At 62.9% G+C, this 9,695-nt stretch carries 9 protein-coding genes; 6 read left to right on the top strand and 3 right to left on the bottom strand.

What is annotated here, in order from left to right:
- Positions 1-109 precede the first annotated feature (109 nt).
- Positions 110-1,045 carry a choline ABC transporter substrate-binding protein gene (gene choX / locus MCB86_RS21980; RefSeq protein WP_045160630.1) on the bottom strand — a complete coding sequence of 312 codons (936 nt, stop codon included), beginning with the start codon at positions 1,043-1,045 and terminating at the stop codon, positions 110-112.
- Positions 1,046-1,109: 64 nt separating this feature from the next.
- The gene (gene betC, locus MCB86_RS21975) at positions 1,110-2,618 is read right to left on the bottom strand and encodes a choline-sulfatase (RefSeq protein WP_239612150.1); all 1,509 of its coding nucleotides are present in this window, start codon (positions 2,616-2,618) and stop codon (positions 1,110-1,112) included.
- A gap of 109 nt (positions 2,619-2,727) precedes the next feature.
- On the opposite strand from betC, the gene MCB86_RS21970 reads away from it, so the two are divergent.
- Both MCB86_RS21970 and gdhA read left to right on the top strand, forming a co-directional pair.
- Complete coding sequence (locus MCB86_RS21970) at positions 2,728-3,648, top strand: LysR family transcriptional regulator (protein WP_239612148.1); 921 nt, start codon at positions 2,728-2,730, stop codon at positions 3,646-3,648.
- 166 nt (positions 3,649-3,814) lie between these two features.
- Positions 3,815-5,152 (top strand): NADP-specific glutamate dehydrogenase, encoded by a 1,338-nt coding sequence (gene gdhA / locus MCB86_RS21965; RefSeq protein ID WP_045160628.1) that lies wholly within the window; start codon positions 3,815-3,817, stop codon positions 5,150-5,152.
- 179 nt (positions 5,153-5,331) lie between these two features.
- Here gdhA and MCB86_RS21960 read toward each other — a convergent pair whose 3' ends face one another.
- Positions 5,332-6,108 (bottom strand): ferredoxin--NADP reductase, encoded by a 777-nt coding sequence (locus MCB86_RS21960; protein WP_239612147.1) that lies wholly within the window; start codon positions 6,106-6,108, stop codon positions 5,332-5,334.
- A 216-nt stretch (positions 6,109-6,324) separates the two neighbouring features.
- On the opposite strand from MCB86_RS21960, the gene MCB86_RS21955 reads away from it, so the two are divergent.
- The 4 genes from MCB86_RS21955 to MCB86_RS21940 all read left to right on the top strand — a co-directional run bounded on the left by MCB86_RS21955 (position 6,325) and on the right by MCB86_RS21940 (position 9,675).
- The gene (locus MCB86_RS21955; protein ID WP_239612146.1) at positions 6,325-7,452 is read left to right on the top strand and encodes a class I SAM-dependent methyltransferase; all 1,128 of its coding nucleotides are present in this window, start codon (positions 6,325-6,327) and stop codon (positions 7,450-7,452) included.
- Entirely contained in the window at positions 7,449-7,826 is a 378-nt protein-coding gene (locus tag MCB86_RS21950) for a MerR family transcriptional regulator (RefSeq protein ID WP_080890543.1), read from the top strand. Before MCB86_RS21955 ends, MCB86_RS21950 begins: the two co-directional genes overlap by 4 nt.
- 56 nt (positions 7,827-7,882) lie before the next feature.
- Positions 7,883-8,287: a carboxymuconolactone decarboxylase family protein gene (locus MCB86_RS21945; protein ID WP_045160625.1), complete on the top strand. Its 405-nt coding sequence runs from the start codon at positions 7,883-7,885 to the stop codon at positions 8,285-8,287.
- 161 nt (positions 8,288-8,448) lie between these two features.
- Complete coding sequence (locus tag MCB86_RS21940; RefSeq protein WP_239612145.1) at positions 8,449-9,675, top strand: MFS transporter; 1,227 nt, start codon at positions 8,449-8,451, stop codon at positions 9,673-9,675.
- Positions 9,676-9,695 lie beyond the last annotated feature (20 nt).

Below are 9,695 nucleotides of genomic sequence, written 5' to 3'. Positions count from 1 at the left end.
CAGGCGACGCTCAACCAAACGTCCTACGTAGGGTGGATGACGCTCTTTCATCCACCGTTGCGGTCGCCTGGTGGATCGATGAAGCGTGATCCACCCTACGAAGCTAACCTCAGAGCGAGGCTTTCACCGCGGCCAGCCCGTCTTCACCTTCGCGGGTCGTGACGCCTTGCAGCCAGCCTTCGAGCACCTCGGGATGGGCCTTCACCCAGGCCTTCACCGCCGCGTCGTTGCTGGCATTTCTGGCCAGCACCTCGTCCATGATGGCGTTCTCCATGTCCTGGGTGAATTTCAGGTTGCTCAGCAATTTGCCAACGTTCGGGCACTGCGCGGCATAGCCCTTGCGTACCAGCGTATTGACCGTGCCGCTCTCGCCGAAATAGGCCTCGCCACCTTTGAGGTACTTGATGTCGAACTGCACGTTCATCGGGTGCGGCGTCCAACCGAGAAAGACCACACCCTTATCGCGCTTCACCGCGCGCCCCACCTGCACCAGCATCGCCTGCTCGCTGGATTCCACCAGTCGCCAGTCGCCCAGCCCGAACTCATCTTGATCAATCATTTTCTGGATCGACAGATTCGCCGGCGCACCGGCGGCAATCCCGTAGAGGGTCTTGTCGAACAGCTCGGCGTGCGAGTCGAGGTCCTCGAAACGCTTCACGCCGGCATTCCACACCGAGGTCGGCACCGCCAGGGTATATTCGGTGCCGGTCAGGTTGACGCTGTGCTCTTCGATTTCACCGGTCGCCACGAACTTGTCGTAGTTGTCCTGTTGCGCCGGCATCCAATTGCCGAGAAAGACATCGAGCTGATTCTTGGTCAGCCCGGCGAAGATGATCGGCACGCCCAGCGTCATGACCTTCGGCTTGTAACCGAGGCCCTCCAGCAGCAGGCTGGCGATGCCATTGGTGACCGCGATGTCGCTCCAGCCCGGATCCCCCAGGCGCACCGTGGAGCACTGCTCGCCTTCGACCGCGCCCTGCGCCTGGAGACTCGTGACGGCCAGCAACACGCTGCCGACCACAACCGCATTTATAGTTTTATTCATGTCCGTCTGCCTTCTCTCTGTTCGAAAGTTCCTTTGGTGACACGGGCTCGCCGCCGATTGGCGCTCAAGGCCGGGGGTAACGTGCCTTGCGCTCGAGATCGTCCAGGTCGATGTGGTTGCGCATGTATTGCTGGCTGGCATCGACCCAGGGTTGATGGTCCCAGCTGGTCAGCTTGCCCAGGCTCAGCGCTTCGCTGACCAGGCGCCGACGACGCTGGCTGGCGAGCACCTGATCATGGATGGCCTGGATGTCCCAGCGCTGCCGCGCCTCGGTCAGAAAGGCCTCGGCAAGCGCCTGGTGATCGGGAGAGTTCATCAGGTTTTCGCGCTCCAGCGGATCGCCGGCCACATCGAACAGCAGGCAAGGGTCCTGCTCCGAATAGATGAACTTGTAGGCGCCGCGCCGAATCATCATCAAAGGGCTGGTGGTGCCTTCGGCCATGTATTCGCCGATCACTTCGTCATGGCCCTCGTGGCCGGTGAGGTGCGGCAGCAGCGAGCGTCCATCGAGCGGCAGATTGGCTTCCAGCGTGCCGCCCGCCAGCTCGACCAGGGTTGGCAACAGGTCGGCGGTCGATACCGAAGCACCGACCCGTGCCGGGTCGATTCCCGGGGCACGGATGATCAGCGGCACGCGAGCGGCCATCTCGAACCAGTGCATTTTGTACCAGAGGCCACGCTCGCCTAGCTGGTCGCCGTGATCTCCGGAGAACACCACGATGGTGTCCTCGGCCAGGCCGCACGCCTCGAGCGTTTTCAGCAGCTTGCCAACGTTGTCGTCGATATAACTGCAGGCGCCGAAATAGGCGCGGCGGGCATCGCGGATTTTCTCTTCGGGCAGTGATTTGCCCCAAAGATCGATGACCTTGAGCAGGCGCTGCGAATGAGGGTCCTGCTCGTCCTGGTCGATGTCCTGGCGCGGCAGAGGGATGTCCTCATCCTGATAGCGGTTCCAGTATTCCTCGGGAATGGTGTACGGGTCGTGAGGGTGGGTCATCGAAACCGTCAGGCAGAACGGCTGGCCCTCGTCTGCGCGAACGAAGTCGTAGAGGTACTGCTGCGCCTTGAACACCACTTCTTCATCGAAATCCATCTGGTTGGTACGCACGCTGGGCCCGGCCTGCAGCACCGACGACATATTGTGGTACCAGCTCAGGCGGACTTCTGGCTCGTCCCAGTTCACTGCCCAGCCGTAGTCGGCGGGATAGATGTCGCTGGTCAGCCGCTCTTCGTAGCCATGCAGCTGGTCCGGGCCGCAGAAATGCATCTTGCCGGACAGCGCCGTGCGATAACCGAGCCGCCGCAAGTAGTGCGCGTAGGTGGGCACGTCGGCTGGGAAGTCGGCGGCATTGTCGTAAGCGCCGATCTTGCTCGGCAGCTGCCCACTGACCAGGGTGAAGCGCGACGGCGCGCAGAGCGGGCTGTTGCAATACGCCGAATCGAACACCACGCCTTCGGCGGCCAGGCGCGCGAGATTCGGCACTTTGATCGGCGACGCAGGATCATGCATCGGCAGGATGGGAGCGGCCATTTGGTCGGCCATGATGAACAGGATATTGGGGCGCTTCATAATGCGAATGGTCCATTCCGTGTTTTTATGCGAGATTGCTTGGAACACAGTCTGGACCCTGTAGCGCTGCGGTAAACCCGGCTGCGATATATGCCTAGGATAAGCACAGCTAATGCCAAATCGAATCGATCAGATTCCTCTCGACACACTGCGGGTCTTCGAATCCGCGGCTCGCCAGCAAAGCTTTACCGCCGCCGCGCTTGAGCTGGGCAGCACGCAGCCGGCCATCAGTCAGCAGATCAAACGCCTGGAGCAACAGTTGGCGATCCGGCTGTTCGATCGCGTCTACCGCGGCATCGTCCTTACCGAGGCCGGCGAGCTGCTCCTGGGCTATGTGCAGCAGGGCCTGGGCGCGCTGGACGCCGGCCTCGCCGCGGTGACCGCGCAGCAGCAGCATGAGGTGCTCCAGGTCGCCACCGATTTCGCCTTCGCCGCGTACTGGCTGATGCCGCGCCTGGAGCGTTTTCATCAGCTTCATCCTGCAGTGGATGTCAGCCTGGTGACCAGCGAGCGCGGCCTCGGCGTGCTGCCATCGGAAACCGACGTGGCCATCGTCTTCGGCGACGGTCGCTCCAAGCATGGCGAGGCGCATCTGCTGTTTCACGAGGAGGTCTATCCCGTCTGCAGCCCGCTGCTGCTGAAGAATGAGACGACGCCCCTGGCGCCGACAGCGCTTTCGCGGCTGCCGCTGCTGCATCTGCGCCCGGAAAGCCGCTCACGCTGGCTCGACTGGAGCAGCCTGTTTCGCGCGTTCGGCATCACTGAGACACCTGGCGCGGGCATGTTGCGCTTCGACAACTACACGCTGCTGATCCAGGCGGCGATTGCCGGCCAAGGCGTGGCCATTGGCTGGCGTCATCTGGTCGATGATCTCCTGGCTCAGGGTCTGCTCTGCCGGGTTTGTAATGAAAGCGTGCGAACCGAGTTCGGCTATTACGTCGTGCTGCCTGAGCGCAAACGACGCCAACGCCTGATCGGCAGCTTCGTGACCTGGCTGCAGGCCGAGTTGGCCAGCGACGTTGGCCAGGTCTGAATCACCAACGCCCATCCGCTCACAAGAGCAGGACACGGCCATGATCACGCACCAATAACGTGCGTAGCGCATTACATGCACTATCGCGGGGCAAACCCGCTTTGCTAGAGTCGACGGCCTTATCCCTTTTTCGTGACCGCTACCGCGGTATTCCGAGGCCATTCGAATGACTGAAACCGTCCATGCGTTTCTTGACCGCCTGAAGCAGCGCGACCCTCACCAACCAGAATTCCATCAAGCCGTCGAAGAGGTACTCGGCAGTCTCTGGCCTTTTCTGGAAGCGAACCCGAAGTACCGGCAGGCCGGCATCCTAGAGCGCATGGTCGAGCCGGAGCGGGCCATTCTATTCCGCGTTCCGTGGGTCGATGATCGGGGGCAGGTCCAGGTCAACCGCGGCTTTCGGATTCAAATGAACAGTGCCATCGGTCCCTATAAGGGCGGCCTGCGCTTTCACCCCTCGGTCAACATGGGCGTTTTGAAGTTTCTCGCCTTCGAGCAAGTATTCAAGAACTCCCTCACCTCGCTGCCCATGGGCGGCGGCAAGGGCGGCTCGGACTTCAACCCCAAAGGCAAGAGCGACGGTGAAGTGATGCGCTTCTGCCAGTCCTTCATGAGCGAGCTGTTCCGCCATGTCGGCGCCGACCTGGATGTCCCGGCCGGCGACATCGGAGTTGGCGCACGCGAGATCGGCTACCTGTTCGGCCAGTACAAACGCCTGTCCAATCAGTTCACCTCGGTGCTGACCGGCAAGAGCCTGTCCTATGGGGGCAGCCTGATCCGCCCGGAAGCCACCGGCTACGGCTGCGTGTACTTCGCCGAAGAAATGCTCAAGACCTCCCACGCCAGTTTCGATGGCAAGCGTGTGGCGATTTCCGGATCGGGTAACGTCGCGCAATTCGCCGCACAGAAGGTCATGGAGCTGGGCGGCAAGGTCGTTTCACTATCGGATTCAGGGGGTACGCTGCACTTCCCTGATGGGCTGAGCGACGAGCAGTGGGAATATTTGATGGACCTGAAGAACGTCCGTCGCGGGCGGCTCGAGGAAATGGGCCGGCATTTCGATGTCACCCACCTGCCCGATCAGCGTCCCTGGAGCCTGCCCTGCGAAATCGCCCTCCCCTGCGCCACGCAGAACGAACTCGATGGCGAGGATGCGCGCACCCTGTTGAGTAACGGCTGCCTCTGCGTTGCCGAAGGCGCCAACATGCCCTCGACGCTCGAAGCGGTGGACCTGTTCCTCGAAGCGGGCATCCTGTTCGCCCCGGGCAAGGCGTCCAACGCCGGCGGCGTGGCCTGTAGCGGCTTGGAAATGAGCCAGAACGCCATGCGCATGCATTGGACCGCCGGTGAAGTGGATACCAAGTTGCACGGCATCATGCAGTCGATTCACCATGCCTGCGTGGCGTACGGCGAAGAAAACGGCCGCACCAACTACGTGAAAGGCGCCAATATCGCCGGCTTCGTCAAGGTCGCCGATGCCATGCTGGCCCAGGGCGTGGTCTAAGCAGGTCGAACGGCGAGCCTCAGGCGGAGCCACTCGAACGAAAGCCCCCGCCGGATCGTCCGGCGGGGGCTTTTTGGTTCAGATAGTGCGTCGCACAGACCTCAGACTGGCTTCAGCCCAACGGAGGTTTCGATCCGGCCACGGCAGGCTAAAGCCCCAACGAACATCCAGCTCATGCGCTACCAGTAATTCTCCACCGCCACCTGACCGGGCTTACGGGTCAAGGCGAGGTTCAGCTCGCGGGCCTTGAGCATGGCGCGGGTGTCTTCAATCATCTGCGGATTGCCGCAGAGCATGATCCGCGAGTGCTCCGGTTCCAGCGCCAGGCCGGCGGCACGCTCCAGCTCGCCGCTATCGATCAGCGTGGTGACGCGCCCGTGCAGCGCGCCGGGGATCCGTTCGCGGGTCACCACCGGCAGGTAGGTAAGCTTCGAACCGAGGCCTTCCAGGTAGTCGCGATGCGGCAAGTCGCGAATCAGCGCCTGGTAGGCCAGTTCGGATGCGGTCCGCGCGCTGTAGACCAGGATGATCCGTTCGAAGCGCTGCCAGACCTCGAAGTCCTGCAGAATCGAGAGAAACGGCGCGATGCCGGTCCCGGTGCCGAGCAACCACAGGTCGCGACCATCGATGAAGCGGTCCAGGGTGAGAAAACCGAACGCCTGTTTGTCCACCAGCAACTCATCGCCAGGCTTGAGGCGGCTCAGCTCGCTGGTGAACTCGCCATCCGGCACCACGATTGAAAAGAAGTCGAGAAACTCGTCATGGGGCGCCGAGACCATCGAATAGGCCCGCCAGACGATGCTGCCGCTGGGCTTGCGGACACCGAGACGGGCGAACTGGCCCGCCGTGAACCGAAAGCCGGGATCGCGAGTGGTACGCAGGGTAAACAGGCTGGGCGTCAGCGTCTGCACCTCGAGCAGACGTTGACGGGTGAACTTCTCTTCGCTGACGGTCATACTTCGCTCCCTTCGCGAACTTCTGCGGATTGAGGCTCATCAGGCCACTGAATAACCTTGGCGAGGCAAGTACGCCACCCGACAGCCAGAGCAAGCAGCGTCAAGCCGTTCTGAACCGACCAGGCTACGCTGCCGATGCGTATAGCGACGCCGATCGTTTCAACGGTTTGATTCCTTGATACTCCATTCCGACGCCCACAAACACCGCCAGTTCTTATGCCTATTCTCGAATCGCCTTTCGCCCGCCTCGACCTGATCCGTCAGCCCGAGCAGCCCAACGAGCCGCTGCAGGCCTTCGACGCCGCCGACGAGTATCTGCTGACGCAGCTGCATGAGCAGGACCTGTCGCCTGATAGCCGGGTGCTGATCCTCAACGACAGCTTCGGGGCGCTGGCGTGCTCGCTGGCGCAGCACACCCAGGTCACCAGCAGCGGCGATTCGCACCTGGCGCACCTGGCGCTGGAAAAGAATCTGCAACGCAACGACCTGACGGGTGACGCGGTGACTTTCGTTCCTGCCAGCGAAGTTGCGCGAGGGCCGTTCGACCGCGTGCTGATTCGGGTGCCCAAAACCCTGGCGCTGCTGGAGGAACAACTGATCCGCCTGCACGGCCAGCTTGCACCGGGTGCGCAGGTGATCGCCGGCGCGATGATCAAACATCTGCCACGTGCAGCGGGCGACTTGCTGGAAAAGTACATCGGCCCAGTGCAAGCCTCACTGGCGGTAAAAAAGGCACGCCTGCTGGTTGCCATACCGAGCGACAAGCCAGCGCCCGTGTCGCCCTACCCGACCCGCTACCGCCTCGATCAGCCGGGCATCGAACTGCTCAACCACGCCAACCTGTTCTGCCGCGAAGAACTCGACATCGGCACCCGCGCCTTCCTTCCGCACCTGCCCAAGGCGCTCGGCAACCTGCGCGTGGCGGATCTGGGCTGTGGCAACGGCGTGCTCGGCATCGTCTACGCGCTGAGCAATCCGCAGGCGCAGATGACATTGGTGGACGAGAGCTACATGGCGGTGCAATCGGCAGAGGAGAACTGGCAGGCGATCCTCGGCGAGCGTCCGGCCGATATCCGAGCTGGCGACGGGCTCGCCGAACAGCCGCCCGCCTCGCTGGATCTGGTGTTGTGCAATCCGCCTTTTCACCAGCAGCAGGTGGTCGGCGACTTTCTCGCCTGGCGCATGTTCACCCAGGGCAAGACCGCGCTCGCGAAAGGCGGCGAGTTGTGGATCGTCGGCAACCGCCACCTCAGCTATCACCTCAAGCTCAAGCGCCTGTTCGGCAAGGTCGAACAGGTCGCGGCGACGCCCAAGTTCGTCATCCTGAGGGCGATCAAGCCGTGAGCGAAGCACCGGCCAGGCTGAGCATCCAGCAGTTCGCCGCACGCACCGGGCTGTCCGCCGATACCCTGCGCTATTACGAGAAGATTGGCCTTCTGCGCCAGGTCGCGCGGGACGCCAGCGGCTTTCGTGTCTATGGTCCGCGTGACCTGGAGTGGGTCGCGTTCATCCTTCGGTTGAAGGAAACGGGCATGGCGCTGGAGGACATCACCCGCTATGCCGATTTGCGCGAACAGGGAGAGGCGACGCTCGCCGCGCGCCAGGTCCTGCTCGAAGCGCACGCCGCCAGGCTGCAGGCACGCCTTGAGCGCGACCGCGAGCACCTCGATGCACTGCAGGCGAAGATCGAACTGTATCGCCAGCAAACAATGGCTTGACCTGGAGTCCGCTCCAACCCGCAGGCTTTCCTCTACCCAATCGAGAGGAACGCTCCATGTCTGCATCGACCCGCTACACCGAAGGCCTGGCCAAGCTCCAACAGATCGACGGCGAGGCTGGCCGCAAGGTCATTGACAGCCTGCAAGTCATCGCCCCGGACCTGGCCCGTTACGTCATCGAGTTTCCCTTCGGCGACATCTACCAGCGCCCCGGCCTCGACCTGCCGCAACGCGAGCTTGCTACGGTGGCGGCGCTGACCGCACTCGGGCATTGCCAGCCGCAGTTGGCGGTACATATCCACGGCGCGCTGAACGTCGGCTGCACACCGCAGCAGGTGGTCGAGGTGATCATTCAGATGGCCGTCTATGCCGGCTTCCCTGCGGCGCTCAACGGCATGATGACGGCCAAGGCAGTGTTCGACGAACGTGGTGTCCTGCCCCATGCATCGGGTGACAGCTGAATGGTGCGCAAGACAGCTCAGACGCCGATCATTGCGTAGGCTGGGCCGGTAGCAGCAATGATCGAACCGGTGCGAACAACGAACGCCACCGTCAAACGCGAGCCTCGCGTGCATTGGCTGCGTGCTAATCTGCCCGGCCCTGCCGTTCTTGCGCTTGCCTGATGTCGACCCACGCCAAACTCCTGCTGCGCCACCAACGCCCCTTCATCAAGTTCTGGTTTGCGCGCGTATTCACCGCCAGCGGCTTTCAGATGTTGGCGGTGGCCATCGGTTGGCACATGTACGAACTGACCGGCAGCGTGCTGGATCTCGGCCTGGTGGGGTTGGCCGAGTTCTTTCCGCGTCTGTTGTTCATCCTCTGGACCGGGCATGTCGCCGATCGCTTCGATCGCCGCCGGGTCGCCGCGTTGTGTCAGGGATTGCAAGGCCTGATCGCCCTGTCGCTGGTGCTCGGTGCCGGGGGGCTCGGGGTGACGCGGGAAATGATCTTCGTGCTAGCTTTCCTGCTGGGCACCGCGCGAGCCTTCGAAGGTCCTGCTACCCAGGCGTTACTGCCGAGTCTGGTGCCGACGCAGCTGTTTCCGGCGGCGGTCGCCGCCTCGTCTTCGGCCATGCAGACAGCGACCATCGTCGCCCCGGCGCTTGGCGGGTTGCTCTTTGCCATCGGCCCCTTGTGGGTGTATGGCCCGGTGGCACTCCTCTTCGCTCTGGCCTGCAGCCTGATGCTGAGCCTGCCGAAACGCCCGGCCCCATCGAAACAGACCGGCCCGGCGATGGACAACCTGCTCGCCGGCATGCGCTTCATCCGCAGCCGGCCGGACATCTTCGGTGCCATTTCGCTGGACATGTTCGCCGTGCTGCTCGGTGGTGCCACGGCGCTGCTGCCGGTGTTCGCCAAGGACATCCTGCTCACCGGGCCTTGGGGCCTCGGGCTGCTGCGCTCGGCGCCAGCGGTGGGCGCACTGCTGATGTCGTTCTGGTTGGCGCGATATCCAATCAACCGGCAGGTCGGTCGGGTGATGTTCGCCGCCGTCGGGGTATTCGGCCTGGCCACCATCGCCTTCGGCCTATCGACCTCGTTTTGGTTGTCGCTCGGCGTGCTGGTGATACTCGGCGCGGCGGACATGATCAGCATGGTGATACGCGGCGCCTTCGTGCAGCTGGAAACGCCGGACGCCATGCGCGGCCGGGTCAGCGCGGTCAATGGACTGTTCATCGGCGCGTCGAATCAGCTCGGCGAATTCGAATCCGGCCTGACCGCACACTGGTTCGGCACGGTGCCAGCTGTAGTGATCGGCGGGGTCGGAACGCTGATCATCACCGGCACCTGGATGAAACTCTTCCCAACCTTGGCCAACCGCGACCAGTTGCACCGCGATCTGGATTAACGTCGAAACGAGGCGGAATA

It is taken from the genome of Pseudomonas sp. KSR10, from assembly GCF_022355455.1.
GTDB lineage: Bacteria > Pseudomonadota > Gammaproteobacteria > Pseudomonadales > Pseudomonadaceae > Stutzerimonas > Stutzerimonas stutzeri_E.
This window is presented reverse-complemented; position numbering and strand designations above follow the sequence as displayed.

Excerpts from the sequence above, each read along its gene's own strand:
- MCB86_RS21945 (WP_045160625.1), top strand. The coding sequence starts at position 7,883 with ATGTCTGCATCGACCCGCTACACCGAAGGCCTGGCCAAGCTCCAACAG.
- MCB86_RS21970 (WP_239612148.1), top strand. The coding sequence starts at position 2,728 with ATGCCAAATCGAATCGATCAGATTCCTCTCGACACACTGCGGGTCTTC.
- gdhA (WP_045160628.1), top strand. The coding sequence starts at position 3,815 with ATGACTGAAACCGTCCATGCGTTTCTTGACCGCCTGAAGCAGCGCGAC.
- choX (WP_045160630.1), bottom strand. The coding sequence starts at position 1,045 with ATGAATAAAACTATAAATGCGGTTGTGGTCGGCAGCGTGTTGCTGGCC.
- MCB86_RS21955 (WP_239612146.1), top strand. The coding sequence starts at position 6,325 with ATGCCTATTCTCGAATCGCCTTTCGCCCGCCTCGACCTGATCCGTCAG.
- MCB86_RS21960 (WP_239612147.1), bottom strand. The coding sequence starts at position 6,108 with ATGACCGTCAGCGAAGAGAAGTTCACCCGTCAACGTCTGCTCGAGGTG.
- MCB86_RS21940 (WP_239612145.1), top strand. The coding sequence starts at position 8,449 with ATGTCGACCCACGCCAAACTCCTGCTGCGCCACCAACGCCCCTTCATC.